The following is a 24,626-nucleotide window of genomic DNA, read 5'->3' as shown; positions in this document are numbered from 1 at the left end:
CAATAGGCGCGGACGGAACTACGGTCGGTCGTATGAGACCTGCCGACAGCGGACAGCCGGCCGTGATCCTCAAGGCGGCCACGCAGCTCTTCGCCGCGCTCGGCTACGACGGCACCTCGACGCGCCAGATCGCCGACGCGGCGGGGATGAACATCGCCACCGTCAACTACCACGTGGGCGGCAAGCGGGAGCTGTACCTGGCCGTCATGGAACGGGCGCACCGGGCGGAGAAGGCGGCGCTGGACAAGGCGCTCGCCCGCCTGCCCGGTGACGACCCGGTCGCCTCCATCCACGGCCTGGTGGACGACTACCTCGACTTCTGCGTGGACAACCCGGAGATCCCCGCGCTGTGGATGCACCGCTGGCTCTCCGACGCGAGCGACATCACCGAGCTGGAACGCCAGTACGTCCAGCCCTTGGTCTCCGCCGTGACCGGTGCGCTGCGCCCGGCGGTCGAGGCCGGCGTGATCGACGGCGCGGTCGATCTGGAGTACGCCATGTGGACGGTCATCTGGTCGATCCACGGCTTCGCCAAGGGCGGCGTGCTCGACGCCGAGGGCCACCGCCGGGCCGCGGGCGACCGGGCCGCGCTCCGCCGCTTCCGCGCCCACCTCCACCTGACCCTCCACCGCACCCTCGCCCTCCCCGGCGACCCGCGAAGACCTCTGCCCGGCGACCCGCGAAGACCCCTGTCCGGCGACCCGGAAAGCTCACTCCCCGGCGACCCGCGATGACCGGCACCGGGTCCCCCGCGACGGCCCTCGCGAGCGCCGGGCGGCTGGGCCGCGGCCGGCTGCTGGGCTACGGCGTCGGCTCGGTCGGCACGGGCGTGTTCTCCGCCGTCCCCGGCCTGCTGCTGCTCTACTACCTGACCGACATGCTGGGCGTGCCCGCCGCCGTCGCGGGCGCCGTGCTGGTCGCGCCGAAGATCTGGGACGTGCTGCTCAACCCGCTCGTCGGCGCCGCCAGCGACCGCGAGGCCGTGCGCACCGGCCGCCGGACGCGGCTGCTGGCGGTGGGCGCGGCCACGCTGCCGGTGGCGTTCGCGCTGATGTTCGCCGTGCCCGGCGGCGTCTCCGGCGGCGTGGCCGGGGCCGCGTGGCCGGGAGTGGCGTTCCTGCTGGCCGCGACCGCGTTCGCGGCTTTCCAGGTGCCATACGTGGCGCTGCCCGCCGAGATGTCGGCGAGCCCGGCCGAGCGGACCAGGATCATGTCGTGGCGGGTGGTGTGCCTGACCGTCGGCATCCTGGTCGCGGGCGGCCTGGCCCCCGCCGTGGTGGACCTGGCGGGCGGCGGCCGGACGGGGTACGCGGTCATGGGCGTCGCGATCGGCGCCGTGATGGCCGGCGTCCTCGTGGCCGCGACGCTGGGCACGCGGTGGGTGTCCTCGCGTCCCGGGCCCCGGCAACTCGGCCCGGCGGCGGCCTTCCGCCTGGCCAGGGGCAACCGGCCGTTCTTCGCGCTGCTGGCGGCGTTCGTCACGCAGGCGCTCGGGGTGGCGGTGATGCTGGCGGGCGCCCCGTACGTGGCCTCGTACCGGCTGGGCGACTACGGGCTGACCTCGGTGATGTTCGTCTGCCTGGTGGGCCCGAGCATGCTCGCGGTGCCCGGCTGGGCCCGGCTGGCCCGCGCGTACGGGACCGTGCGCTGCTACCTGGCCGCCTCGGCCGGGTTCGCCGCCGTGGCGCTCGCCCTGGTCCCCGCCATCGCGGCGGGCAGCCTGGCCGCCACGCTGGCGCTGACGGCGCTGGCCGGGGTCTGCTACGCCGCGCTGCAACTGCTGCCGCTGTCGCTGCTGCCCGACACCGTGCACGCCGACGCCGCCCGTACCGGCCATGCTCAGGCCGGCGCGTTCACCGGTCTGTGGACGGCGGGCGAGACCGCCGGGCTCGCCCTCGGCCCGGGCCTGTTCGCGCTGGTCCTGGCCCTGTCGGGGTTCGTCTCCGCGCCCGTGGAGTCGCCCGTCGCCCAGCCGCCCGGCGCGCTGACCGGGCTGCTGCTCGGCTTCACCGCGCTGCCCGCCCTGCTCATGTTGATCAGCCTGCCGTTCGTCGTCCGGTACGGCAGGCTCGCCCTCGCCCCCGCCCTCGCCCTCGCCAAGGAGACCGTGTGACCCTCCCCCTGACCGGAAGAACCACCGAGGACCTGCTCGCCGAGGTGGCCAGGATGAAACAGCACGACCTGCCGGTGCGGGGCGGGCAGGTGACCGCGTACGTCTACGACACCGGCCGGGCGGAGGTGCACGAGGCGGCGGCCCGCGCGTACTTCGAGATGCTGGAGGTCAACTGCCTGGACCCGACGGCGTTCCCCAGCATCGTCGAGATGGAGAAGCAGGTCGTGGGCGCGGTCGCCGACCTGCTCGGCGGCGGCCACGGCATCTTCACCAGCGGCGGCACCGAGTCCATCATGCTGGCCGTCAAGGCGGCGCGGGACGCGGCCGGACGGCCCGCCGGCAACCTCGTGCTGCCGGTGACCGCCCATCCGGCCTTCCACAAGGCGGCCCACTACCTGGGCCTGCGGGTCAAGGCCGTGCCGGTGGACCTGGAGACGTACAAGGTGCGGGTGGAGGACGTCGCGGCGGCGATCGACGAGGACACGGTCCTGGTGGTGGTCTCGGCGCCGTCGTACCCGCAGGGCGTGATCGACCCGGTCGCGGAGGTCGCCGCCGTGGCGGCCGAGGCGGGCGTGGCCTGCCACGTGGACGCGTGCGTGGGCGGCTGGCTGCTGCCGTGGCTGCGGGAGGCGGGGGCCGACGTGCCGCCGTTCGACCTGTCGGTGCCGGGGGTCACGTCCCTCTCCTGCGACCTGCACAAGTTCGGCTACGCGCCGAAGGGCGCCTCGGTGGTGCTGTTCGCCGACCCGGCGACGCGGCGCGGGGCGTACTTCGCCTCGGCCGCCTGGCCGGGCTACACGATCATCAACGCGACCGTGCAGAGCTCCCGGTCGGCCGGGCCGCTCGGCGGCGCGTGGGCCACGCTCCAGGCGCTCGGCCGGGAGGGGTACGTGGAGCTCGGCCGCGCCACGCTCAAGGCGGCGGCCCGGCTGCGGGAGGGGATCGCCGCGATCCCGGGATTGCGGGTCCTGGGCGCGCCCGAGTCCTCGCTGGTGGCCTTCGCCGGGGACGGGATCGACGTGTTCGTGCTGGCCGACGCGGCCCGCGAGCGCGGCTGGTTCCTGCAACCGCAGCTCTCGTACGCCGGGATCCCCGCGAACCTGCACGTCACGGTCACCGGCGTGACGCTGGCCGGGGTGGAGGCGATGCTCAAGATGATCGCCGACTCGGCGCAGGCGGCCCGCCGGCGCGGCCCCGCGCTCGTGCCGGACGGGCTGGTCGAGCTGATCGCCGGCCTCGACCTGGACGCCCTGGACGACGCGACGTTCGCCGAACTGGCCGCCTCGGTGGGCGTGGACCTGCGTCCCGGCGCGGGCCAGCCGGAGATGGCGGTGGTCAACGCGGTCCTGGACGCCCTCCCGGCCGAGACCAGGGAAGCCGTCCTCCTCCGCTTCCTGGCGGTGATCTACGGCTCCTGACCAATTTCGCTACCTGGGTTGCGTAATGGCGGCCACCCCTATTACGCTACCCAAGTAGCGAAAGGACGTGGGAGCATGGCGGGACGGCCGCGCAGGAGTGACATCGACGAGGGCGTGATCAAGGCCGCCACCGAGCTGCTGCTCACCCGCGGTTACGCCGGCCTGTCCCCCGACGAGGTCGCCGAGCGGGCCGGCATCGCCAAGACCACGCTCTACCGCCGCTGGCCGACCAAGGACCACCTGGCCGTGGCCGTCGTCAACCGGCTCCAGGACCACGACGAGATCACCGACACCGGTGACATCCGGCGCGACCTGCCCGCGTACCTGGAGAAGATCGCGGCGGGGCTCAACCGGATGCGCGCGGCGGGCCGCGCGCCCGGCGACGAGGACGCGTCGGCGGGCACGGTGGCCGAGCTCGTCGCCGCCGCCGCCCGCCACGCCGACGTCGGCGAGCTGGAACGCCAGATGTACGCCCGCCGCAACACCCTGGCCCGCGCCCTGCTCGAAAAGGCCAGGGACCGCGGCCAGCTACGCGCCGATCTCGACGTCGAGGCCCTGTTCGACCAGCTCGCCGGGGCCCTCTACTACCGCGTCCTGATCACCGGCCTTCCCGTCGGCCGCGCCTACGCCGAACGCCTCGCGGAGACTGCCCTCCGCGGCGCCACCCCTGAGAACGGATAACACCATGTCGCTCATCGACCCCCGCACCACCGCCGTCATCCGCTCCGTGGACGCCGAGGTCATCGGCGGCCCGCCCAGCACGGGCCGCATGCTCCTCGACTCCAGCGCCACCGGCGGCGCCCTGAGCACCATGCGCATCACCCTCGGCGAGGGCGCCGACGGCGCGGTCCCGCACACCCACACCACCGCGTCCGAGATGTTCTACGTCCTGGACGGCCGGGCGCAGGTGCTGTCCGGCGACGAGGTGATCACCCTGGAGCAGGGCGACGTCGCCGTCGTGCCGCCGGACGTCGCCCACGCCTTCGCCGCGGCCCCCGGCTCCGAGGCGGACCTGCTGATCGTCATCACGCCGGGCGTCGAACGGTTCGAGTACTTCCGCCTGCTGGCCCGGCTCAAGACCGGCGAGGCCACGCTCGAAGAGCTGCTGGCCTCGCAGGACCGCTTCGACAACCACTTCCTCGACAGCCCCGCCTGGACGAAGGCCCGCTCCTGAGGGTCAGACCTTGGTGATCCGGACGGCGTCGGCGATCACGTAGCCGGTCGCCGAGGTCCACCGGCTCACCCCGACCACGTTGTACGTCCCGGCCGCCAGCGTGTACGTCCCCAGCACCCGCCACACCCCGCCGCCGGTGCGCTGGTCCACGTTGACCGTCTGGTTGCCGCCCGAGGCCGCCACGATGTGCGGCGCGGAGCCGTTGTACCCCGCGTTGGCCGGGTACCAGACCTCCACCCGGTAGCTGCCCGCGCTCGGGATCGCCGCCCGGAACCAGGCCGGATCGCTGGCCGCGACCGGGTCGGCGAAGCGGTAGTCGGCGCCGTTCGCCTGGCCGGAGTAGCTGGAGGTGCCCCAGGCGGAGGAGGCCGTGAAAGCGGCGTCCGCGTTGTCGATCACGACGCTGAAGCCGCCCGTGCCGCCCGCCGCCCGGCCCGCGCTCGGCGCGCTCTCCTGATGGGTCCTGCTCAGCGCGGTCACGTAGTAGGTGGACGCGCCGCCGCCGGGGTCGGTGTAGGACTTCTGCCTGGTCGTGCCGATCAGGTTCCGGGCGTCGGCGAAGAAGCACGGATCGGCCGAGGGCGGCGTGCCGGCCACGCGGTAGACCGCGTACGCCGTGCCGGAGCCCGTCCAGGTGAGCTGGACGCCGTTCGAGCCCGCGGTGGCCGCGGTGATCGTGGGCGCGGCGGGCGCGGCCCCGGAGCCCCGGGCGGGCAGCAGGGCGGGCTTGGCGTAGTGGTCGGTGACCAGCTTGGTGATCGCCCCGATCCGGTCGGCCTTGACGTCCTTGGCGCTGAAGTAGACGTCACCGGCGATCTCGGGATGTTTCCTGTTGTCGTACAGGTGGTCGCTCAGCTCGGCCGGGTCCTGCCAGGCGGCCTCCTGGCCGGAGGCGCCGGCCCGGTAGGCGGCCTGCCCCACGACGAGCTGCACGCCGGTGCCGCGCACGACGTCCGACCACCACGCGGTCAGCACGTCGTAGGCGGCCGTCGAGAACCCGATGTGCCAGTAGATCTGCGGTGCCAGGTAGTCGATCCAGCCCTGCTTGACCCATTGCCGGCTGTCGGCGTAGATCGCGTCGTAGGACTGGAGACCCGACGTACGCGAGCCGAGCGGGTCGGTCGAGGAGTTGCGCCAGATCCCGAACGGGCTGATCCCGAACGACACCCACGACTTGGCGGTGTGGATGCGCTGGCCGAGCTCGCGGACCAGCAGGTTGACGTTGTCCCGCCGCCAGTCGGCGATGTTCGGGAACGCGCCGCCGTACTGGGCGTAGGCGGCCGAGTCCGGGATGGCCTGGCCGCTGACCGGATAGGGGTAGAAGTAGTCGTCGAGGTGCACGCCGTCCACGTCGTAGCGGGTGACGGCGTCCATGATCGCGTCCTCGATGAAGTCGCGCACCGCCGGGATGCCGGGGTTGTAGTAGAGCTTGCCGCCGTAGGCGAAGCGCCAGTCGGGGTGCTGCCGCGCGGGGTGCGTGGAGATCAGCTTGGACGGGTCGTCGTTGTTGGCGACCCGGTACGGGTTGAACCAGGCGTGGAACTCCAGGTTCCGCGCGTGGGCCTCGCCGACCATGAACGCCAGCGGGTCGTAGCCGGGGTTCGTCCCCTGGGTGCCGGTCAGCCACTGTGACCACGGCTCGTACGGGGAGGGCCAGAACGCGTCCGCCGTCGGCCTGACCTGCACGATCACGGCGTTCATGCGCTTGGCGACGGCCAGGTCGAGCCAGGCCCGGAACTCGGCCTGCTGGGCGGAGACGCTGAGCCCGGTACGGCTCGGCCAGTCGATGTTGGCGACCGACGAGATCCACATGGCCCGGAGCTGCCGCTTGGGCGTCGCGGGATCGGTGGCGCAGGCGGCTGCGGAGGCAAAGGAGGGGGCTGCGGAGGCGGGGACGGCAGCCACGATGGTGACGACAGCGGTGACGACAACGGCGGTGAGCGCCGCCAGGACGGTACGCAGGAGCGCGGTCACGAAGGGAAGTTTCAGTCCCCAAACCGCAAAGCGCAATAGTTTTCAGGGGCCCAACTTTCGCGCCGCCCCCTGGACGGCGGGCGGAAAGTTTCACCTAACACGTCTGTAATGTCAATTATCGACATTGTGTCAGAGCTGACGTACGTTGGGCCGCATTCGGCGCCGAACGCGGGCCGCGGCTCCGCGCCCGCGTTCCACCGTCACCCCCCAACGAGGAGCGCCCCCATGATTCTCGCCCGCACGCGATTAGCTGCCCTCGCCACCTCCGCCCTCACCGTCGCACTGATCACCGCGGGCCAGCCCGCCGCGCAGGCCGCCAGGGAGCCCGCGCTGCCGGCGGCGTTCGCCAAGGCCGCCTCGGCCAGTGACGTCCCCCGCGACCTGCTGGTCGCGCTCGCCTACGCCGAGACCCACCTCGACGACCACCAGGGCAAACCCAGCGCCAGCGGCGGTTACGGCCTGATGCACCTGGTCAGCAACCCCACGGCGCACGCGCTGGAGAAGGCCGCCGAACTCACCAGCCTGCCGGTCGAGAAGCTGCGCTCCGACAACGAGTCCAACATCCTGGGCGGCGCCGCCGTGCTCCGCTCCTACGCCGACGAGCTCGGCCTGGACGAGGCCGCCCGCAAGGACGCCGGCCGCTGGTACCAGGCCGTCGCCAAGTACGGCAACGCCTCCTCGCCGGAGATCGCCCGGCTGTACGCCGACTCGGTCTACGAGCAGCTCGGCCTGGGCATCAAGGCCCGGGGCGTGACGGTCAAGCCCCAGGAGGTCACCGCCGACCGCGGCGAGTACGCCAAGGCCCCCGACCTGAGCGCCCGCTCCGACGTCGGCGTGCTCAGCACCGACTACGGCCCGGCCGCCTGGGTCCCGGCCAGCTCCAGCAACTACACCGCCTCCAGCCGGCCGTCGAGCTACGCCATCGACCGCGTGGTCATCCACGTGACGCAGGGCTCGTACGCCGGGACGATCTCCTGGTTCCAGAACTCCGCCGCGCAGGTCTCGGCGCACTACGTGGTCAAGTCGTCCAACGGCGCCATCACCCAGATGGTGCGCGAGAAGGACATCGCCTGGCACGCCGGCAACTGGACCTACAACACCAGGTCGATCGGCATCGAGCACGAGGGTTACGTCACCGAGTCCTCGTGGTTCACCGACGCCATGTACCGCGCGTCGGCGGCCCTGACCAAGGCCATCTGCGACAAGTACGGCATCCCGAAGGACCGCGCCCACATCATCGGGCACAACGAGGTTCCCGGGGCCGACCACACCGATCCGGGGCCGTACTGGAACTGGACCACGTACATGAACTACGTGACCGGCGGCGGCACGCCCTCGTGGTCCACCACGGTGGACAACGCCACCTCCGGCAAGTTCACCGCCAGCGCCAACTGGGGCACCTCCGCCTACTCCAGCCAGCGTTACGGCGCCGACTACCGCTTCGCCGACCCGGTCGCCTCCAGCGACCCGGCCTGGTACCAGGCCGCGATCCCCAGCGCGGGCACGTACAAGGTGGAGGTCTGGTATCCGGCCGATCCCGGCTACAACAGCTCGGCGCCGTACATCGTGGCGGCCTCGGGCGGCAACCAGACCGTCTACGTCGACCAGCGGTCCGGCGGCGGTGGCTGGCGCAGCATCGGCACCTTCTCGCTGAACGCCGGCACCTACAACGTCGTCGGCATCAGCCGGTGGACCGCCGGCACGGGCCTCGTCATCGCCGACGCGGTGCGGATCAGCAAGGTCTGACCGCCCGGCACTCCGGAAAGCCGGCTCACACCCTCTCCCCCGGGGGTGTGAGCCATTTCACTTTGCCAATCATGTAATCGATTTCATAAGCTGCCGTGTAATCGATTACACGGAGGAACGATGGCAAGGATCAAGGATGTCGCCGCCCAGGCCGGTGTCTCCGTCGCCACGGTCTCCCGCGTGCTCAACGAGAACCCCTCGGTCAACGAGGAGACCCGGCGCCGAGTTTACGACGCGATGAGCGCGCTCAACTACGTGCCCAACGCCGTCGCCCGCTCCCTGCGCACGACCGCGACCAGGACGATCGGCCTGATCATCGGGGACGTCCTGAACCCGTTCTTCACCGAGCTGGCCAGGAGCGTCGAGGACGAGGCCAGGCGCGAGGGCTTCACGGTCGTCATGGGCAACGCCGACGAGCGCGCCGACCAGCAGGACCACTACGTGCGCACCCTGCTGGAGCAGCGCGTGGACGGGCTGCTGATCTGCCCGACCGCCGAGGTCACGCCGCTGGTGCAGCAGCTCGCCGAGGCCGGCCGGCCGGTGGTGTTCCTCGACCGCACGATCTCCGGGCTCGACGTGCCCTCCGTACGCTCCGACGGCGCCGCCGCGATCGCCGAGCTGGTCCGCCACCTGCGCGAGCAGGGCCACCGCCGGATCGCCCTGGCCTCCGGCCCGGCCACCCTGTCCACCGGACGCGAGCGCACGGCCGCCTTCGCCGCCGCGATGACCGCCGAGGGCCTGGAGGTGCGCCCCGAGTACGTGCGCCCCGGCGACTTCCGCGAGGGCAGCGGCCGGCGCATCACCGCCGAGCTGCTCGACCTGCCCGAGCCGCCCGAGGCCATCTTCTTCGGCGACAACCTGATGACGCTGGGCGGGCTGGAGGAGATCCAGGCCAGGGGCCTGCGCATCCCCGCCGACGTCGCCGTCGCCTCCTTCGACGACGTGACCTGGTTCAAGCACACCGCCCCGCCGATCACCGCCATCGCCCAGCCGACCGCCGAGATGGGGCGCCTGGCCGTGCGGCTCGTGATCGGCCGGATCCAGAGCGGGCAGGCGGCCGACTCGCACGTCCTGCCCGCGCGCCTGGTGATTCGCCGGTCTTGCGAGCGGAAAGGGATCATGGAGTGAGCGCGGAGATACTCAAGGCCGAGGGCCTGCGCAAGGTCTTTCCCGGTGTCGTGGCACTCGACGGCGTCGATCTCAGCCTGCGCGGCGGCGAGGTGCACGTCCTGCTCGGCGAGAACGGCGCGGGCAAGAGCACGCTGATCAAGATCCTGTCGGGCGCGTACCGGCCGGACGGCGGGCGCGTCACCGTCGACGGGCAGCCGGTGGACATCCGGACGGCGGGCGACGCACAGGGGCTCGGCATCGCCACCATCTACCAGGAGTTCAACCTGGTCCCCCAGCTCACCGTCGCCGAGAACCTGGCGCTCGGCCGCCCGCCGCGCCGGTTCGGGCTGGTGGACAAGAAGCGCATGGAACGGCAGGCCAGGGCGCTGCTCGACCGCGTCGGCGTGGACGTCGACCCGGCGACCCCGATCGCCCGGCTCGGCATCGCCCGCATGCAGATGGTGGAGATCGCCAAGGCGCTCGCGCTCGACGCCCGCGTGCTCATCATGGACGAGCCCACCGCCGTGCTCACCTCGGGCGAGGTCGCCAAGCTGTTCACGATCGTCCGCCAGCTCCGCGACGAGGGCGTGTCGATCGTGTTCATCACCCACCACCTGGAGGAGATCGCCGAGATCGGCGACCGGGTGACCGTCCTGCGCGACGGCAGGTCGGTCACCGAGATCCCGGCCGACACCCCTCAGGACGAGCTGGTCAGGCTCATGGTGGGCCGCCCGATCGACCAGCAGTTCCCGCGCCGGGCCGCCGAACGCGGCGAGGCGCTGCTCAAGGTCTCCGGCCTCGGCCGCAGGGGCGTCTTCGACGACGTGTCGTTCGAGGTGCGCGCGGGCGAGGTGGTCGGGGTCGCCGGGCTGGTCGGCGCCGGCCGCACCGAGGTCGTGCGGGCCGTCTTCGGCGCCGACCGCTACGACGCCGGCGAGGTGGTCGTGCGCGGCAGGCGCCTGACGCCCGGCGACGTGCACGCCGCCATGGAGGCCGGGCTCGGGCTGGTCCCCGAGGACCGCAAGGGCCAGGGCCTGGTGCTCGGCGCGGACGTGGCCGAGAACCTGGGCCTGGTCACCATGCGCGCCGCCACCCGCGCCGGCTTCGTCGACCGCGCCGGCCAGCGGAAGGCCGCGGGGAAGGTGGCCGAGCAGCTCGGCATCCGGATGACCGGCCTGGACCAGGAGGTCCGCACGCTGTCCGGCGGCAACCAGCAGAAGGTCGTCATCGGCAAGTGGTTGGTCGCCGACGCGGGCGTGCTCATCCTCGACGAGCCGACCCGCGGCATCGACGTCGGGGCCAAGGTCGAGATCTACCAGCTCATCAACGCGCTCACCGCCTCCGGGCACGCCGTGCTCATGATCTCCAGCGATCTGCCGGAGGTGCTCGGCATGAGCGACCGCATTCTGGTCATGGCCCGCGGCAGGCTCGTCGGCGAGCTGCCCGCGGCCGGGGCCACGCAAGACGACGTCATGGCCCTCGCGGTCACGGATGTGGAGGGTCCCCGTGCCAAGTAGCACCGTTCCGAACAAGCTCACCGGCCGCCGGTCGCCCGCCGCGGCCTGGTTCGCCGAGAACGGCGCGCTCGCCGCGCTGGTCGTGCTGGTCGTGGCGCTGTCGTTGTTGTCGTCCGACTTCCTGAGCGTGACGAACCTGCTCAACGTCGGCGTCCAGGCGGCCGTGACCGCGATTTTGGCCTTCGGCGCCACGTTCGTGATCGTCACCGGCGGCATCGACCTGTCCGTCGGCTCGGTCGCCGCGCTGTCGGCGATCGTGCTGGCCTGGACGGCCACCAGCGCCGGGCTGCCGTGGCCGGTCGCCGTCGTGGTCTCGCTGGCCGTCGGCGTCGTGTGCGGCCTGGTCAACGCGGCCCTGATCGCGTACGGCAAGCTGCCGCCGTTCATCGCCACGCTGGCCATGCTCGGCATCGCCCGCGGCCTGGCCCTGGTCATCTCGCAGGGCAGCCCGATCGCGATGCCCGACTCGGTCTCGCACCTGGGCGACACGCTCGGCGACTACCTGCCGATCCCGGTGCTGGTCATGCTGGTCATGGGCGTGATCGCGGCCGTCGTGCTCAACCGCACGTACCCCGGCCGGGCCATGTACGCCATCGGCGGCAACGAGGAGGCCGCCCGGCTGTCCGGCATCAAGGTCAACCGGCAGAAGCTCATCACGTACGCGCTGTCCGGCGTCTTCGCGGCGGTGGCGGGGATCGTCCTGGCCAGCCGACTGGCCTCGGCGCAGCCGCAGGCCGCGGCGGGCTACGAACTGGACGCGATCGCGGCCGTCGTCATCGGCGGCGCGAGCCTGTCCGGCGGCAAGGGCAGGGCGCTCGGCACCTTCGTCGGCGCGCTCATCCTCGCCGTCCTGCGCAACGGGCTGAACCTGCTGTCCGTCTCGGCGTTCTGGCAGCAGGTCGTGATCGGCGTGGTGATCGCGCTCGCGGTCCTCGTCGACACCCTGCGGCGCAGGGGAACGAACTAGGAAAAGGAAGTAAAGATCATGCGGATTCCCGCGATTGTCATGGCCGGTGCCGCGCTCACGCTCGGCCTGGCCGCCTGCGGCTCCTCCGGCGACGGCGGTTCCGGTGGCACGTCCTCGGGGGGCGGGGACATCAAGATCGGCATGTCGGTGTCGACCCTGAACAACCCCTACTTCGTGCAGCTGCGCAGCGGCGCGGAGGCGGAGGCCAAGAAGGAGGGCGTCACGCTGACCGTCACCGACGCCCAGAACGACGCCTCCCAGCAGGTGAACCAGGTCCAGAACTTCACCAGCCAGAACATGAAGGCGATCATCGTCAACCCGGTCGACTCCGACGCGGCGGCCCCGGCGGTCAAGGCGGCGGACCGGGTCAAGATCCCGGTGATCGCGGCCGACCGTGGCGTCAACGGCGCGGAGGTGGCCCAGACCGTGGCCTCCGACAACGTGGCCGGCGGCAAGCTGGCCGCCCAGGAGCTGGCCAAGCAGCTCGGCGAGAAGGGCGACGTGGTCGTGCTGCAGGGCACGGCGGGCACGTCCGCCTCGCGCGACCGGGGCCAGGGCTTCGCGGAGGGCATCGCCGCGTACCCGAACATCAAGGTCGTGGCCAAGCAGCCGGCCGACTTCGACCGCACCAAGGGCCTGGACGTCATGACCAACATGCTCCAGTCGAACCAGGGCATCACCGGCGTCTTCGCCGAGAACGACGAGATGGCGCTCGGCGCGATCAAGGCCCTGGGCGCCAAGGCGGGCCAGCAGGTCAAGGTCGTCGGCTTCGACGGCACCCCCGACGGCCTGAAGGCGGTCCAGGCGGGCACGCTGGCCGCCAGCGTCGCGCAGCAGCCGTCGCTGCTCGGCCAGCAGGCGGTGCAGGCCGCGGTCAAGGCCGCCAAGGGCGAGACCATCGACAAGACGGTGGCCGTGCCCGTCAAGGTGGCGACCAAGGAGAACGTCGCGGACTTCCAGTGAAACGCGCGGGGATACTGAACGCCGAGCTGGCGGGGGCCATGGCCCGGCTCGGCCACACCGACCAGGTGCTGGTCTGTGACAGCGGGATGCCCGTGCCGCCCGGCGTGCGGGTCGTCGACCTGGCCTTCCTGCCGGGCATCCCGGCCTTCGCCGACGTGCTCGACGGGCTGCTGGCCGAGCTCGTCGTCGAGGGCGGCACGGCGGCCGAGGAGGTGCGCGCGGGCAACCCCGGCTGCGCCGAGCTGCTCTCGGCCCGGCTGCCGGGGCTGGCGTACGTGCCGCACGAGGAGCTGAAGCGGCTGTCGGCGGGGGTGCGGCTGGCCGTCCGCACGGGGGAGGCCACGCCGTACGCGAACGTGATCCTGCGGTGCGGGGTGGCGTTCCAGGTTCGCTTGTAGGGTGATCGCGAACGGAACAGGAGCCCTGGGACTCGCCGCGACGTACGGGCCCCGGTCGGCGCTGTTCGCCGAGATGATCGAGGCCCGCTACCGCTACAGCGGGGTCTCCTTCTCGTACGCGGTCGGCGCGCTGCTCGGCGGCGGGTTCGCCCCGTTGGTCGCGACGGCCCTGCACGAGTCGACCGGCACGTCGTTGTCGGTGTCGGCGTACATGGCCGGGGTCGGGCTGATCAGCCTGGTGGCGGTGCCGGCCATGCAGGAGACCCGTACGCCCGCGGCGGCCGGCTGAGTCAGGCCGTGGCGCCGCCGTCGATCACGTGGTCCTGGCCGACGACGAAGCTCGACTCCGGCGAGGACAACCACAGCGCGGCCGCGGCGATCTCCTCCGGGGTGGCGACGCGGCCGATCGGCAGGGCGTCCCGCATGCGCTCGTCGCGCTCGGCGGGCGTCTCGCCGGGGCGCATGGACATGGGCGAGTCGATCGGGCCGGGGCTGACGGCGTTGACGCGGACGCCGTCGGCGATGTGGTCGCGGGCGGCGGTGCGGGTCAGGTGGCTCACCGCGGCCTTCGAGGCGGCGTAGGCGGCGGCCCCGGGCAGGCGCCAGTGGGCGCCCAGGTTGCTGGCCACGTTGACGATCGTCCCGCCGCCGTGTTCGCGCATGTACGCGATCTCGTGCTTCATCGACAGGAACACGCCCTTGAGGTTCACCGCGAGCACGGTGTCCCAGGTGTCCTCGTCGTAGTCGGCCACCGGGGCCAGCATGCCGAAGACGCCCGCGGCGTTCAGCGCCACGTCGAGCCCGCCGTAGCGGGTGACGGCGGCGTCCACCATGGCGGCGACGGAGGCCGAGTCGGTGACGTCCGCGGTGAAACCGGTGGCCCGCCCACCCTCGGCCTCGATCTCCTTGACCACCTCGCCGAGCCGTCCGGCGTCCCGCCCGGCGACCAGCACGGACGCGCCCTTCCTGGCGTACGCCAGCGCGGCGGCCCGGCCCACGACCCCGGTGGCCCCGGTGACAAGCGCGACTTTTCCTTCAAACACCGCAAACTCCTAGAACGATCGGTCTCAAATTTGGACGGCAACCATAGCCTGCTCGACCGCGTCACGCAGGCGGCGCGGGTCCGGATCGGCGCGCCCGAGCACGCGCAGCCCCTGGAGCAGCACGAGCAGGAACCTGGCCAGCGCGTAGGGATCCTTCGACTCGGGGATCTCCCCCTGGGCGCGGGCGCGGACCAGCGCGGCGGCCAGCGCCGTCTCCAGCTCGGCCCAGCTCGCCGTCACCCGGCGCGACAGCTCGGCGTCCCGGGAGGCGAACTCCACGGCCGTGTTGACGACCATGCAGCCGCGCCGCAGCTCGTCGGCGAGGATCTCGGCCACGTACGCGTCGAGGAAGGCGCGTACGGCCGGCACCGCGGGCCCCGGCTGAGCCAGCGGCTCGACCACGTTACGCCGGGCCAGGTAGCGCTCCAGCGCCTTGACGTAGAGCTCCCGCTTGCCGCCGAAGGTGCCGTAGATGCTGGCCCGCGCCAGCCCCAGCCGCTCCACCAGGTCGGCCATCGAGGTCGCCTCGTAACCGCGCTCCCAGAACAGGTCGAGCGCCCGGTCCAGCGCGACCTCGGGATCGAACTCCTTGCTCCGTGCCACGCGGCGAAGTTACCACATTCAAGAACGAACGGTCTAATTAGCCTGCCGCTCTATGCGCCCGGTTCGCGGAACTCCGGGGCCTGGCCGTCGTCCGGCCGGGTCGGGGGCGGGTTGAGGGAGTCGAGCGGCGTGTCGTCCGCGACGGCCCGCTCGGCGGCGGCGCTCTCCTCCACGGGCCGCTGCCGCGGGATGCGCAGCAGGCCGAGGCTGTCCTGCTCGCCCCGCCGCCTGATGACGTCGTTGATCGCCTCGGCCATCTCCTCCCTGGAGTAGCTGCCCTCGGGCAGCTCGTTGAGATGGGCCAGCATGTCGGCGGGGAGGCGCACGTGCGCGGAGACCCGCGCGTACACCTCGCGCATCGCCACCCGGTCCCGCCCCTGGAACGCCTCGTCCAGGGCTTCCTGCAGCTCGTCCAGCACAGCCTGATCAGCCATTTCCGTACTCCTTCAGTAGGTCTTCGGCCTGCTCGGTCACGTCGTCCACCGAGACGTCCGCGACCCATGTCCCGTCGTGCTCGCAGCGTTCGGCCACCACGTCCACGCCGCTCACGCCGCAGGACGGGCACCGGGTGGTCCAGGAGACCAGCGGCCGGTGTGCGGTCCTGGTGAGCGGCCCCGCGTTGATGAGGTTGCCGCACCAGTAGACGGCGACCGTGGGCGTGCCGACGGCCGCGGCGAGGTGGCGCGGGCCGGTGTCGTTGGCGACCACCACGTCGCAGCGCTCGTACAGGGCGGCCAGGCCGCCGAGGGTGAGCGTGCCGACGACGGGGATCACCGGGTACCCGCGCCCGCGCATGGCCGCGATCGTCGCCTCCACCAGGTCCTTCTCCGCCGAGTTCCCGGTCACCGCGACGGGCCGGCCGAGCCGGTCGGCCACCTCGGCGAAGCGTTCGACGGGCCAGCGCCGCCGCGGGTCCGTCGCCCCCGGATGCAGCGCGACCAGCCCGGACGGCGGCTCGCCGAACGACTCGGCCAGCTCCGCCCGGTCGCGGCCGGTGACGGCGACCCGCGGTTCGAGCCGCTCGGCGAGCCCGCCGACCAGCTCGGCGACCTGGAGGAAGCGCAGCGTCTCGTGCTGGAAGTACGTGTACGGCACCCACCGGTCCAGCTCCTCGGCGTCCGGGGAGCGCAGCCCGGCGGTCACCCGCGGCCCGAGCGACCGGAGGAACGGGTTGGAGAAGCGTCCGCCGCCGTGGATCTGCACCGCCAGGTCGAACTCCCGTTCCCGCAGCTCGGCGCAGGTCTCGTCGGGCACCGGGTACCCGGGCTCCGACGTCGAGACCCCCGAGATCGGCGGCAGCGCCACCACGTCGTCCACCGGCCCCGGCCGCCCGGACAGGAACTCGGCGTGCCACGGCGTGCCGAGCAGGGTGATCGCGGCTTCGGGGTAGGCACGCTCGATCGCCTCGATGGCCGGCAGCGCGAGCAGGTAGTCGCCGATCGCGTTGGCCCGCAGGACGGCGATGCTCCGCACGTCCCCGACCAGGCCGGGCCGGGCCGTCATCGGGTCTCCGGCATGTAGTCGTAGCATTCCGCGCTCCTGTCCACAACGGTGGTCGGCAGCCCGCAGCCCAGCTCCCCCACGGCCGGCCGGTCCTTGGCCGGGCTACCCGGCAGGGATGGCCCATAACTTCGGTTATGGGACGAACCTATTTGAGCCGATACGCGTTTGAGCTGGGCTTTCGCAGGTATTCGCCCTCTATGGGCACCGAGAGGGAAGAGACGGTCAGCGCGGTCGTCGTCGGCGACGTCATGCTCGACTCGTGGCTGCTCGGCTCGGCCAAGCGGCTGGCCCAGGAGGCGCCGGTGCCCGTGATGAACCTGGAGGCGGTCGAGGACGCGCCGGGCGGGGCCGCCAACACGGCGGCCAACCTGGTGGCGCTCGGCGCCCGCGTCCGGCTCTTCGGCGTCATGGGCGACGACTCCTGCGGCGACCAGCTCGTCCAGGCGTTGCGGCTGCTCGGGGTGGAGGCGGACCTGCTGACGGTGCCGGGGCGGCGTACCGCGCACAAGCGGCGCCTGGTCACCAGCGGCCAGCTCACCGCCCGCTACGACGAGGAGGACCTTGAGGTCATCCCGCCCGAGACCGAACGGGACCTGCTGGTCCGGCTCTCGGAGGCCGTGACGGGCGCCGACGTCGTCGTGGCCTGCGACTACGGCGGCGGCGTGTTCACCCCGGCCGTGCGGCGGGCGCTGGCCGGGCTGCCGCTGCTCGTGGTGGACGCGCACGCGGTCGCGCCCTGGGGCGAGTGCGGCCCGGCGGCGGTGCTGCCCAACTACGCCGAGGTGGTGCGCCTGCTCGGCGAGGTGGACGACGCGGCCGACCGGCCGGCGTACCTGATGGCGCGCTCGGAGCGGATCCTGGCCGCCACCCGGGCCCGGATCGTGGTGACCACCGTGGACGGCGAGGGCACGCTGCTGCACAGGGCCGGCCGCCCGCCGTACCGGACCTACGCCCAGCCCGCGCCGCAGCACATGGCGACCGGCGCGGGCGACACCTTCACCGCGGCCTTCTCGCTCTGGCTGGCCGGCGGCGCGACGCCGGAGGAGGCCGCCGAGGCCGGCCAGGCCGCCGCAGGCGTGGTCGTCCGCCGCCCCGGCACGGCCGTCTGCACCCGCTACGAGCTGCTGCGCGCCCTGCGCCGCCAGCAGGGCACCGTGCAGGCGCCCGAGCGCCTGGCCCAGCTCCTGGACGAGCACCGGCGCAGGGGCGAGCGGGTCGTGTTCACCAACGGCTGCTTCGACGTGCTGCACCGGGGTCACGTCAGCTACCTGGAACAGGCCGGGCAACTCGGGGACGTGCTCGTGGTCGCGGTCAACAGCGACGCGAGCGTGACCCGGCTGAAGGGCCCGGGACGCCCGCTCAACCCCTGCGAGGACCGCATGTCGGTGCTGGCCGCGCTGAACGACGTGGACTACGTGACCGAGTTCGACGAGGACACCCCGGAGCGGCTGATCAGGCTGATCAGGCCGGAGATCTACGTCAAGGGCGGCGACTACACCCCGGAGATGCTGGCCGAGGCGCCGCTGGTGCGCTCGCTCGGCGGCGAGGTGCTGGTGCTCGACTACCTGCCCGACCGCTCGACGACCGCCCTCATCGGCCGCATGCGCTCGGTGCCCGGCGAACCGGACGGGCTCAGGCCCTTTCCGCCAGCACGTCCATGACGAGTGAACGCACCATCCGCACGGCCTCCTCGACCGCCCCGCGCACGGGCTCGCTCAGCTCCACCAGCACGTCGTCGGTGACCAGCCGGGCCGGCTCGCAGCACAGCACGAGCACCCGCGCGGGCACCCGGCCGAGCTCCCGCGCCATGCGCAGCACCTTGACCGGGTCGAGGCCATGGCTCTCGGCCCCGGCGCCGCCCGGGCCGGGCAGGTCGCGCAGGTCGGGTTCGAGCAGGGTGAGCGTGCCCGGCTGCTCGCCGCGCGGCGCGGCGTCCACGAGGATCGCGGCCTCGTAGTCGCGCTGGAGCGCGTAGGCCAGGTCGAGGCCGCGGCTGCCGAAGTCGATCACGTCGGCGGGCAGGTCGTCGTCGGCCAGGCGGCGCACGACCTCGACGCCGAAGCCGTCGTCGCCCAGGAAGACGTTCCCGATGCCGGCCACCAGGAAGCGCGGGCGGCAGCCGCCTCCGACGGGTTCGAGCTCCTCGGCCGAGTAGAAGAACCGGTGGCACGGCAGCCTGGACTCGCCCAGGTCGCGCAGCGGGTCGCCGGCGAGGGTGACGCCGACGTGGAAGCCGCCGTCGTCGTCCCGCTCGACGCTCTCGACGACCGCCAGGCGGCCGTTGAGCGCCAGGTCGAGGATGTCGGCGCGGCTCTTGGGGCGCAGGCGCACCCGGCTGCCCGGGGCCAGCCGCACGCCGTCGACGATCGCCTCGGCCGGGCCGAGCCGTTCGGGGTGGGACCGAGTGTCCATGTCACGTCTCCCGCATGGTGCCGTGCAGGCGCATGAGCTCTTCGGGGGTGAGCGCGGCGCAGTGGTCGAGGAGCTGGTCGATCTCCGTGGCGTCGAACGTGCCGCTCTCGGGCGCCACCTTGGGATGGTCGTAGAGGATGACCGGGGCGGACAACATCGTGTGCCGGTCGCCCTCCTCGCCCACCAGCACCGGCCAGGTGCCGATGTTGTGGCAGCCCGCGGCGAGCGCGCGCAGCGCGTCGGGCGGCTCCATCAGCGAGACGAACCGGCCGCCCGGCGAGCTCACGACCGTGTGCGCGGAGATCAGGGTGTGCTTCATGGCCTCCGCGCGCGAGTCGCCCTGCCACGGGCTGGTGTTCGCCACCCGGACGGTGATCCGGAACAGGCCCTCGCGCAGCCGCTCGGCGAACACCTCGGCCCGGCCGCTCAGCGCCTCCCAGCCGCGCAGCAGCACGCCCTCGCCGTCGAGCCATTCGGCCCGCTGGCCCGGCGGCACGTGGATCTCCATGCCGGCCGGACGGCCCAGCAGGTCGGCCAGGCGCAGCCCGGTCTCGGCCACCTCGCGCTCCTTGGCCTCCTCCCTGGGCCGGTGGCGGACGCCGCCGACGGTCAGCTCGGGCACGCAGACCAGCTCGCCCTCGCGCTGCACGGCCACCTCGCAGGTGACCAGGTGCAGGAAGCGAACGTGCACGTCCACGACGTCGTCGGCGTCGGCCTCCAGCAGGCACTGGGTCTGGGTCAGCCACGGGTTGCCCTCGTGCGCCCGGCCGTACGACTCGGGGTGCACGCCGCCGAACGTCCAGCGCCGCCGGTCGGAGGACGAGCGGCGGCTGGGCCACAGCAGGTAGCCGCCGTAGAGGACGGCCCTGGCGATGCGCCTCACATGGTCCATCTGCCGGCCCCCACGCCGGGCGCGGACCGGACGATCTCGACCTGCTCCACCTCCGGCGCCGCGTCGCGCACGGCCCGGCGCACCGCGTCCGCCGAGCCGTCGTCGTCCGAGCCGCCGCCGTCCGAGCCGCCGCCGAGCCGCAGGCGTACGAGGTCGCCCTCGACGGCGACCACCTCGGCGCCGGTGCCGCGCAGCGCGTCCTCGACCCGGGTCCGGACGTCGATCGGGTGGAGGTCGTGCAGCAGCAGGAGGTGCGCGACCACGTCGTCGGCGGCCAGCCGGGCGGCCAGGTCGTCGTCGGCCGCGGCCATGATCCGCGTCAGGCCCTCGCCGTAGAGGTCGAGCAGGGCCTCGGCCAGCTCGACGGCGGGCGGTTCGGCCCGTTCGAGCAGGCTCTCGATCCTGCCGATGCGTGCGTTCAGCGACATGACGCCCCCAGGACGGTCACGCCGTCGGGAAACCTGTCGTATTTAGCGGCATTCATCGGCCTTAAGCCCCCCAAGTGGCCATTGCAGAGGTTTAGCGATGGCGTCGTTTGGTATCCGATCAGTACCTCTACGTAGCGGGCATACCGCGTCGACGAAGGCGGCAAACCATGACCCAGACCCTGCCCACCCGCCCTGAGCTGTCCGAAGAGGCTCAACCGGAGGAGAAGGGGAAGCGTGGCCACCCGATCCTGCGCGCCATGGCGGGCGGCGCCGTCGGCGCGATGGCCATGTCGGGGCTGCGGCAGCTCACCGTCTCGCTCGGGATGGTGGAGCGCACGCCGCCGGAATCGGTGCTGCAGAAGACCGCGCCGCAGCTCTTCCGCGACGTCCCGACGGAACGCCGCCCGGCGCTGGTGGAGGCGGCCCACTGGCTGTACGGCGCGGCCGGCGGCGCCGCGTTCGGCCTCCTGCCCCGCGCGGTGCGCGAACGGCGCTGGACCGGCCCGGTCTACGGCGTGCTCGCCTGGGCCGCCTTCGAGACCGGCATCGCCCCGGCGCTCGGCCTGCCCCGCAGCCGCCACACCACCTCGGAGCGCCTGGCCCTGCTGGCCGACCACCTCCTGTACGGCGCCGTCGTGGCCTCCTCGGCCCGCTCCCGCCCGCGCCGCGAGCGCTAGACCAGCCGGACCGGCCCGGCGTCGATCGGCACCCGGAACAGCGCGTACGGGTACCGCCGCCGGTCCAGCCCGCCCTGGAACCTCGCCTGGCGGTGCAACTGGTTGGCGGTCACGTACAGGTGGCCGTCGGCCACCGACAGCGTGTCGGGCCACAGCAGGCGGGCGTCGTGGACCAGCGTGTCGATCGTGCCGTCGGGCATCCGGCACAGCACCGCGTTGTGCTCCCAGTCGGTCAGGTAGATGCGCCCGGCGTCGTCGGCCTCCAGGCCGTCGGCCGAGCCGCCCTTGTCGCCCTCGTCCCTGACCGTCGCGGCCACTTCGGCGTCGTCCAGCGTGCGGTCCACCAGGGCGTCCGTGGACACGCTGTACCAGCGGCGGGAGAGCAGGGGGCAGTACCAGAGCCGCTCGCCGCCGGCCGGGAGCGCGATGCCGTCCGCGCCCATCAGGACGGGCGACGGCGGGCCGTCCTGCGGCCGTTCCAGGAACGGCCGCCCCTCCACGATCGGCAGGAAGTCCGGCGGACGCTGCGCCTTGGTGCTCGGGTCGTCGTGCAGCCGGCGCCACGCCTGCCCGCTGGCCAGGTCCACCACGATGATCCCGTTGGGGCCCTTGTCGGCGGAGTCGGTGAGGTAGGCGACCCCTTTGCGCAGGTCGAACCGCACGTCGTTGAGGTAGGAGGTCTCCAGGGCGACGTTGCGGTCGAACAGGATGACCTTGACCACGGTGTCGGTCTCCAGGTCCACGCAGACGAGCTTCGGGCCGCCCTTCCTGGTGGGCCGGAACATCGGGCTGCCGGTGTCGAGGATCCACAGCCGGTCCATGGGATCGACGACGACGCTCTGCACCGAGACCAGCCACTTCGACGGCTCGTCCGCCTCGGTGTTCCACTCCCGGTCCGGGTAGGGGACGGGCTTGCCGTCCCGCAGCTCGACCACGGTCGCCGGAACGTCGTCACCCCATTTGGGGAAGTTCACAAAGATCCGGCCGGTGCGCGAGACCGTGACGCCGGTCGGCATCGGACCGGATCCGAAGGCGTGCACGAGTTCCAGCTTCCCGATGGGCTCATCGACCGGCTGAACGCCGTCGTGACCGTTCCCCTTCGCCATGTTCCCCCCGTTCCCCGCCGGGCAACTGCCCAGCTCAGGCGGGGAGAAACAGCGCCCTGCCCAGCCAGGGCCGCAGGATCGGCAGCACGTTCGCCGCCTGCATGGCCCCGGCGTGGTCGAGGCCGTCGAGCACCTCGACGTCCCAGCCCAGCGCCTCGATGGCGGCCCGGTTCCGCACCACCGGGCCCGCGATGCTGACGTGGGTGCCGCCCCACCGCTCGTCGTAGACGATCTCGTCGGCGGAGCCGACGAAGGACAGGCGGGGGCAGGACAGGCGCACCTGGCTGTCGTCGAACCCGCGCAGCGCCCGGTAGAGGGTGGCGAACTGCCGGGCCTGCCCCTCGCTGAGGGTCACCTCGGTCGACGACCAGTCCCCCGGCTCGCCCGTCCCCGTGGCCGGGGGCGTGGCGGTCTTCGGCGCGACGGCCATCTCGTACGTGGCCTCGGTGACCCGCAGCATCTCGGCGTACGGGCCGCCGAGCGGCGGGAACCCGCCCATGACCAGCGCCGAGAGCCGGTCGGTGCGCACGGCGAGCTGGAGGCCGCTGAGCGCCAGCCAGGAGTAGCCGTAGTAGGCGAACCGGTCGGCCCCCACCGCGTCGGCCACCGACAGCAGGTCGGCCGCCACGTTGTCGGGCGTGAGCGTGTCCGGCTTCGGATTCGCCAGCACGTGGCCCTCGTAGTCGAAGGCCACGACGCGGAAGGCGTCGGAGAGGCCGTCGATGAGCGAGCGGCCGAGCGCGGGGTCGGCCCCCCACTTCAGCATCTCCTCGGCCAGTGCGCCCTCGACGGGCTTGGGGTTGACGGCCAGGAGCAGGACCGGCCCCGCGCCGTGGACCTCCACCTCGATGGTGCTTCCGTCGTGCAGCGTCGCCGTGGGCACGGGGACCTCCCTGAATTCGATACGCCGTAAACTGTTCTCCTCGGCGAGGATAGCTTATGGCGTAAAGAGTCGCAAAGGGCTGGGCATCGGCACGCACCGCATGTCCGCGCCGTCCGCCTCCAGCCAGCGCAGCAGCAGGTTGGCCTTGGCGGGCACGGACGCGCCGGCGAGCAGCTCGCGCAGCTCCTCGGGCTCGTCGTGGTCCTTGGCGCAGCCGGTGAACACCGACCTGGCCTGGTCCCACAGCTCGGCCCGCAGCTCCGGGTGCCGCTCGGCCACCGCTCCGGCGATCTCGCAGAGGTTGTTGACGACCAGGCAGTACAGCAGCCGTTCCCAGCCGTAGGCGGCGCTCACGACGGGCGTGCGGGCGCCGGGCAGGCTGTGGCGGTCCGCGGTCAGCTTGACCCCCTCGTGGTCGCGGAAGATCGCCTGGCCGGGCAGGCCCCGCGCGTCCACGCCGATGACGACGTTCTGCAGGTGGCATTCGAGCACCACGCCGTGGCGGAAGTAGGCGTGCAGGACCGGCGGCACGACGTGGTCGAGGTAGCGCCGCCACCACACGAGCGCCTGGCCGGCGCCGAGGCCGTCCAGCGGGTTGCCGGGGAAGCCCTCGCTGATCCCCGCGGTCAGCAGCGCCGTCAGCCCCGGCCGCAGGTGCCCGCCCAGCCCGTCGCGGACGATCACCGCCAGCGCCTCGCCGCCGTCCAGCCCCAGCTCCAGGCTGCGGTAACCGCGGTCGCTGAGGACGGCCGGCCGCGGCCGGTGCGCCGGCAGGTCGTCGAACGCCACGCGCAGCAGGTCGTCGATCAGGCCCAGCCAGCGCAGGTCGTGCAGCCACAGGCGGCGGATGTCGTTGGTGATCCGCACGTCCAGGCTGAACTTGCAGAACAGATCCGCCTCCGGCAGGTACACCGTCCGGACCGAGGCGGTCGGCACCGCCCGCGCGGACGTGACGCCGAGGTGGCGCAGCTCCTTGAGGCCGCCCAGCAGCTCCACCTGCCAGGGATGGGCGGGCAGCAGCGTCAGGCCGTCGGGGGCGGGCGGGCCGAGCCGGTCCAGCGCGCTCGCGTCGCCCTGCTCGACCAGGGCCTCGGCGGGCACCCCGAGCAGCGGCAGGGCGAAGCTCGCGTGCGCCTCGGGCGAGTAGGCCAGCCAGGAGTCCGGCCCGGATCCGCCGCGCGCCTTGGGCGCCGGGTGGTAGCGGTGACCGGCGACGAGCGCCTGCTCCGAGCGCAGGTACGGGTCGGCGGGCGGGATGGCGGTCCGCCGGGCCGACAGCAGCGCGGCCATGACGTCCCTGCTGTCCATGATCTCCTTGGCCAGGGACGGGTTGGCGTGGCCGGTGCCCGTCCGCAGCTCGTCCTCGGCCAGGGCGACCAGGCCGGCCAGCGACAGCGGGCGCGGGCCTTCGGGGGTGCCCAGGGCGGGGGCGCCGGGGTAGCGTCCGGGGCGGACGTGCAGCACGTGCCCGGTCGCGGGCAGCACCCACAGGCCGCCGCTCGCGGGTTCGGCCACCTCGCGGAGCACGCAGTTGAGCAGGGCCGTCACCGCGAGGGTTTCGGCTTCGTCCGCCGCCTGGCCGTCTTGCGCCTCGCGGGCCGGCCCGGCCGGTGGGAGGAGGCCGTCGATATATGCCATGGCGACCTGTCCTACCCTTTTGTACCGATCAGTGTCCACAGGGTTGTCACCTGGGCATGTT

Annotated in this window: 25 protein-coding genes; 14 read left to right on the top strand and 11 right to left on the bottom strand. The window is 72.7% G+C overall.

Annotated features, from left to right (window positions below; translation table 11 throughout):
- Positions 1-32: 32 nt before the first annotated feature.
- The 5 genes from ACIHAD_RS36800 to ACIHAD_RS36780 all read left to right on the top strand — a co-directional run bounded on the left by ACIHAD_RS36800 (position 33) and on the right by ACIHAD_RS36780 (position 4,705).
- On the top strand, positions 33-734 hold the full coding sequence (locus ACIHAD_RS36800) for a TetR/AcrR family transcriptional regulator (protein ID WP_397359335.1): 702 nt from the start codon (positions 33-35) through the stop codon (positions 732-734).
- A complete protein-coding gene (locus ACIHAD_RS36795) occupies positions 731-2,113 on the top strand; it encodes an MFS transporter (RefSeq protein ID WP_397359334.1) in 1,383 nt (460 codons plus the stop codon). Before ACIHAD_RS36800 ends, ACIHAD_RS36795 begins: the two co-directional genes overlap by 4 nt.
- A complete protein-coding gene (locus ACIHAD_RS36790; protein WP_397359333.1) occupies positions 2,110-3,531 on the top strand; it encodes a pyridoxal phosphate-dependent decarboxylase family protein in 1,422 nt (473 codons plus the stop codon). Before ACIHAD_RS36795 ends, ACIHAD_RS36790 begins: the two co-directional genes overlap by 4 nt.
- A 75-nt stretch (positions 3,532-3,606) precedes the next feature.
- Complete coding sequence (locus tag ACIHAD_RS36785; protein WP_397359332.1) at positions 3,607-4,212, top strand: TetR/AcrR family transcriptional regulator; 606 nt, start codon at positions 3,607-3,609, stop codon at positions 4,210-4,212.
- Between the two features lie 4 nt (positions 4,213-4,216).
- The gene (locus ACIHAD_RS36780; protein ID WP_397359331.1) at positions 4,217-4,705 is read left to right on the top strand and encodes a cupin domain-containing protein; all 489 of its coding nucleotides are present in this window, start codon (positions 4,217-4,219) and stop codon (positions 4,703-4,705) included.
- 3 nt (positions 4,706-4,708) lie between these two features.
- Here the strand turns inward: ACIHAD_RS36780 and ACIHAD_RS36775 are convergent, their stop codons facing one another.
- Positions 4,709-6,679, bottom strand: coding sequence for a family 10 glycosylhydrolase (locus tag ACIHAD_RS36775; protein WP_397359330.1), 1,971 nt, complete (start codon positions 6,677-6,679; stop codon positions 4,709-4,711).
- 225 nt (positions 6,680-6,904) lie between these two features.
- Between ACIHAD_RS36775 and ACIHAD_RS36770 the strand changes: the two genes are divergently transcribed.
- The 7 genes from ACIHAD_RS36770 (at position 6,905) to ACIHAD_RS36740 (ending at position 13,669) form a co-directional block, all read left to right on the top strand.
- On the top strand, positions 6,905-8,425 hold the full coding sequence (locus tag ACIHAD_RS36770) for an N-acetylmuramoyl-L-alanine amidase (RefSeq protein ID WP_397359329.1): 1,521 nt from the start codon (positions 6,905-6,907) through the stop codon (positions 8,423-8,425).
- Positions 8,426-8,545: 120 nt separating this feature from the next.
- Positions 8,546-9,553, top strand: a complete 1,008-nt coding sequence (locus ACIHAD_RS36765) for a LacI family DNA-binding transcriptional regulator (RefSeq protein ID WP_397359328.1) — start codon at positions 8,546-8,548, stop codon at positions 9,551-9,553.
- Positions 9,550-11,052: a sugar ABC transporter ATP-binding protein gene (locus tag ACIHAD_RS36760; RefSeq protein ID WP_397359327.1), complete on the top strand. Its 1,503-nt coding sequence runs from the start codon at positions 9,550-9,552 to the stop codon at positions 11,050-11,052. The genes ACIHAD_RS36765 and ACIHAD_RS36760 overlap by 4 nt, the downstream gene beginning before the upstream one ends.
- A complete protein-coding gene (locus ACIHAD_RS36755) occupies positions 11,042-12,019 on the top strand; it encodes an ABC transporter permease (protein ID WP_352358766.1) in 978 nt (325 codons plus the stop codon). The genes ACIHAD_RS36760 and ACIHAD_RS36755 overlap by 11 nt, the downstream gene beginning before the upstream one ends.
- An 18-nt stretch (positions 12,020-12,037) precedes the next feature.
- Positions 12,038-12,982 (top strand): substrate-binding domain-containing protein, encoded by a 945-nt coding sequence (locus tag ACIHAD_RS36750; RefSeq protein WP_397359326.1) that lies wholly within the window; start codon positions 12,038-12,040, stop codon positions 12,980-12,982.
- On the top strand, positions 12,979-13,380 hold the full coding sequence (gene rbsD / locus ACIHAD_RS36745) for a D-ribose pyranase (protein WP_397359325.1): 402 nt from the start codon (positions 12,979-12,981) through the stop codon (positions 13,378-13,380). Before ACIHAD_RS36750 ends, rbsD begins: the two co-directional genes overlap by 4 nt.
- A gap of 1 nt (position 13,381) precedes the next feature.
- Complete coding sequence (locus tag ACIHAD_RS36740; protein WP_397359324.1) at positions 13,382-13,669, top strand: hypothetical protein; 288 nt, start codon at positions 13,382-13,384, stop codon at positions 13,667-13,669.
- Between the two features lies 1 nt (position 13,670).
- Here the strand turns inward: ACIHAD_RS36740 and ACIHAD_RS36735 are convergent, their stop codons facing one another.
- Genes ACIHAD_RS36735 through ACIHAD_RS36720 form a run of 4 tightly spaced genes read right to left on the bottom strand, consistent with a single transcriptional unit; the run spans position 13,671 to position 16,556 of the window.
- On the bottom strand, positions 13,671-14,423 hold the full coding sequence (locus ACIHAD_RS36735) for an SDR family NAD(P)-dependent oxidoreductase (RefSeq protein WP_397359323.1): 753 nt from the start codon (positions 14,421-14,423) through the stop codon (positions 13,671-13,673).
- 24 nt (positions 14,424-14,447) lie between these two features.
- Entirely contained in the window at positions 14,448-15,026 is a 579-nt protein-coding gene (locus ACIHAD_RS36730) for a helix-turn-helix domain-containing protein (protein ID WP_357707065.1), read from the bottom strand.
- Positions 15,027-15,076: 50 nt separating this feature from the next.
- Complete coding sequence (locus ACIHAD_RS36725; protein WP_397359322.1) at positions 15,077-15,460, bottom strand: hypothetical protein; 384 nt, start codon at positions 15,458-15,460, stop codon at positions 15,077-15,079.
- Positions 15,453-16,556, bottom strand: coding sequence for a glycosyltransferase family 9 protein (locus tag ACIHAD_RS36720; protein WP_397359321.1), 1,104 nt, complete (start codon positions 16,554-16,556; stop codon positions 15,453-15,455). Before ACIHAD_RS36720 ends, ACIHAD_RS36725 begins: the two co-directional genes overlap by 8 nt.
- A 170-nt stretch (positions 16,557-16,726) precedes the next feature.
- On the opposite strand from ACIHAD_RS36720, the gene rfaE2 reads away from it, so the two are divergent.
- The gene (gene rfaE2, locus ACIHAD_RS36715; protein WP_397359320.1) at positions 16,727-18,190 is read left to right on the top strand and encodes a D-glycero-beta-D-manno-heptose 1-phosphate adenylyltransferase; all 1,464 of its coding nucleotides are present in this window, start codon (positions 16,727-16,729) and stop codon (positions 18,188-18,190) included.
- On the opposite strand, the gene ACIHAD_RS36710 is transcribed toward rfaE2, so the two are convergent.
- From ACIHAD_RS36710 to ACIHAD_RS36700, 3 genes are read right to left on the bottom strand one after another with little or no spacing between them, the layout of a single operon-like run.
- The gene (locus tag ACIHAD_RS36710) at positions 18,162-18,941 is read right to left on the bottom strand and encodes a hydrogenase maturation protease (protein WP_397359319.1); all 780 of its coding nucleotides are present in this window, start codon (positions 18,939-18,941) and stop codon (positions 18,162-18,164) included. The genes rfaE2 and ACIHAD_RS36710 overlap by 29 nt on opposite strands.
- Before the next feature lies 1 nt (position 18,942).
- Positions 18,943-19,833, bottom strand: coding sequence for a hypothetical protein (locus ACIHAD_RS36705; RefSeq protein WP_397359318.1), 891 nt, complete (start codon positions 19,831-19,833; stop codon positions 18,943-18,945).
- Positions 19,821-20,261 (bottom strand): hypothetical protein, encoded by a 441-nt coding sequence (locus tag ACIHAD_RS36700; protein WP_397359317.1) that lies wholly within the window; start codon positions 20,259-20,261, stop codon positions 19,821-19,823. Before ACIHAD_RS36700 ends, ACIHAD_RS36705 begins: the two co-directional genes overlap by 13 nt.
- Before the next feature lie 167 nt (positions 20,262-20,428).
- On the opposite strand from ACIHAD_RS36700, the gene ACIHAD_RS36695 reads away from it, so the two are divergent.
- The gene (locus tag ACIHAD_RS36695) at positions 20,429-20,938 is read left to right on the top strand and encodes a hypothetical protein (RefSeq protein WP_397359316.1); all 510 of its coding nucleotides are present in this window, start codon (positions 20,429-20,431) and stop codon (positions 20,936-20,938) included.
- On the opposite strand, the gene ACIHAD_RS36690 is transcribed toward ACIHAD_RS36695, so the two are convergent.
- Genes ACIHAD_RS36690 through ACIHAD_RS36680 form a run of 3 tightly spaced genes read right to left on the bottom strand, consistent with a single transcriptional unit; the run spans position 20,935 to position 24,565 of the window.
- Positions 20,935-22,044 carry an L-dopachrome tautomerase-related protein gene (locus tag ACIHAD_RS36690; protein ID WP_397359315.1) on the bottom strand — a complete coding sequence of 370 codons (1,110 nt, stop codon included), beginning with the start codon at positions 22,042-22,044 and terminating at the stop codon, positions 20,935-20,937. The genes ACIHAD_RS36695 and ACIHAD_RS36690 overlap by 4 nt on opposite strands.
- A 34-nt stretch (positions 22,045-22,078) precedes the next feature.
- Positions 22,079-22,927 carry an alpha/beta fold hydrolase gene (locus tag ACIHAD_RS36685; RefSeq protein WP_397359314.1) on the bottom strand — a complete coding sequence of 283 codons (849 nt, stop codon included), beginning with the start codon at positions 22,925-22,927 and terminating at the stop codon, positions 22,079-22,081.
- A gap of 54 nt (positions 22,928-22,981) precedes the next feature.
- On the bottom strand, positions 22,982-24,565 hold the full coding sequence (locus ACIHAD_RS36680; protein WP_397359313.1) for an IucA/IucC family protein: 1,584 nt from the start codon (positions 24,563-24,565) through the stop codon (positions 22,982-22,984).
- Between the last annotated feature and the right edge of the window lie 61 nt (positions 24,566-24,626).

Source organism: Nonomuraea sp. NPDC052265 (genome assembly GCF_044547985.1).
Lineage (GTDB): Bacteria > Actinomycetota > Actinomycetes > Streptosporangiales > Streptosporangiaceae > Nonomuraea.
Note: the sequence above shows the minus strand (reverse complement) of the source record. Positions and strands in the feature narration are given on the sequence as shown.

What these genes read in the sequence shown, in the direction of transcription:
- ACIHAD_RS36800 (WP_397359335.1), top strand. Translation starts at nt 33, where the DNA reads ATGAGACCTGCCGACAGCGGACAGCCGGCCGTGATCCTCAAGGCGGCC.
- ACIHAD_RS36795 (WP_397359334.1), top strand. Translation starts at nt 731, where the DNA reads ATGACCGGCACCGGGTCCCCCGCGACGGCCCTCGCGAGCGCCGGGCGG.
- ACIHAD_RS36785 (WP_397359332.1), top strand. Translation starts at nt 3,607, where the DNA reads ATGGCGGGACGGCCGCGCAGGAGTGACATCGACGAGGGCGTGATCAAG.
- ACIHAD_RS36780 (WP_397359331.1), top strand. Translation starts at nt 4,217, where the DNA reads ATGTCGCTCATCGACCCCCGCACCACCGCCGTCATCCGCTCCGTGGAC.
- ACIHAD_RS36770 (WP_397359329.1), top strand. Translation starts at nt 6,905, where the DNA reads ATGATTCTCGCCCGCACGCGATTAGCTGCCCTCGCCACCTCCGCCCTC.
- ACIHAD_RS36765 (WP_397359328.1), top strand. Translation starts at nt 8,546, where the DNA reads ATGGCAAGGATCAAGGATGTCGCCGCCCAGGCCGGTGTCTCCGTCGCC.
- ACIHAD_RS36750 (WP_397359326.1), top strand. Translation starts at nt 12,038, where the DNA reads ATGCGGATTCCCGCGATTGTCATGGCCGGTGCCGCGCTCACGCTCGGC.
- ACIHAD_RS36725 (WP_397359322.1), bottom strand. Translation starts at nt 15,460, where the DNA reads ATGGCTGATCAGGCTGTGCTGGACGAGCTGCAGGAAGCCCTGGACGAG.
- ACIHAD_RS36720 (WP_397359321.1), bottom strand. Translation starts at nt 16,556, where the DNA reads ATGCTACGACTACATGCCGGAGACCCGATGACGGCCCGGCCCGGCCTG.
- rfaE2 (WP_397359320.1), top strand. Translation starts at nt 16,727, where the DNA reads ATGGGCACCGAGAGGGAAGAGACGGTCAGCGCGGTCGTCGTCGGCGAC.
- ACIHAD_RS36710 (WP_397359319.1), bottom strand. Translation starts at nt 18,941, where the DNA reads ATGGACACTCGGTCCCACCCCGAACGGCTCGGCCCGGCCGAGGCGATC.
- ACIHAD_RS36705 (WP_397359318.1), bottom strand. Translation starts at nt 19,833, where the DNA reads ATGGACCATGTGAGGCGCATCGCCAGGGCCGTCCTCTACGGCGGCTAC.
- ACIHAD_RS36700 (WP_397359317.1), bottom strand. Translation starts at nt 20,261, where the DNA reads ATGTCGCTGAACGCACGCATCGGCAGGATCGAGAGCCTGCTCGAACGG.
- ACIHAD_RS36695 (WP_397359316.1), top strand. Translation starts at nt 20,429, where the DNA reads ATGACCCAGACCCTGCCCACCCGCCCTGAGCTGTCCGAAGAGGCTCAA.
- ACIHAD_RS36690 (WP_397359315.1), bottom strand. Translation starts at nt 22,044, where the DNA reads ATGGCGAAGGGGAACGGTCACGACGGCGTTCAGCCGGTCGATGAGCCC.
- ACIHAD_RS36680 (WP_397359313.1), bottom strand. Translation starts at nt 24,565, where the DNA reads ATGGCATATATCGACGGCCTCCTCCCACCGGCCGGGCCGGCCCGCGAG.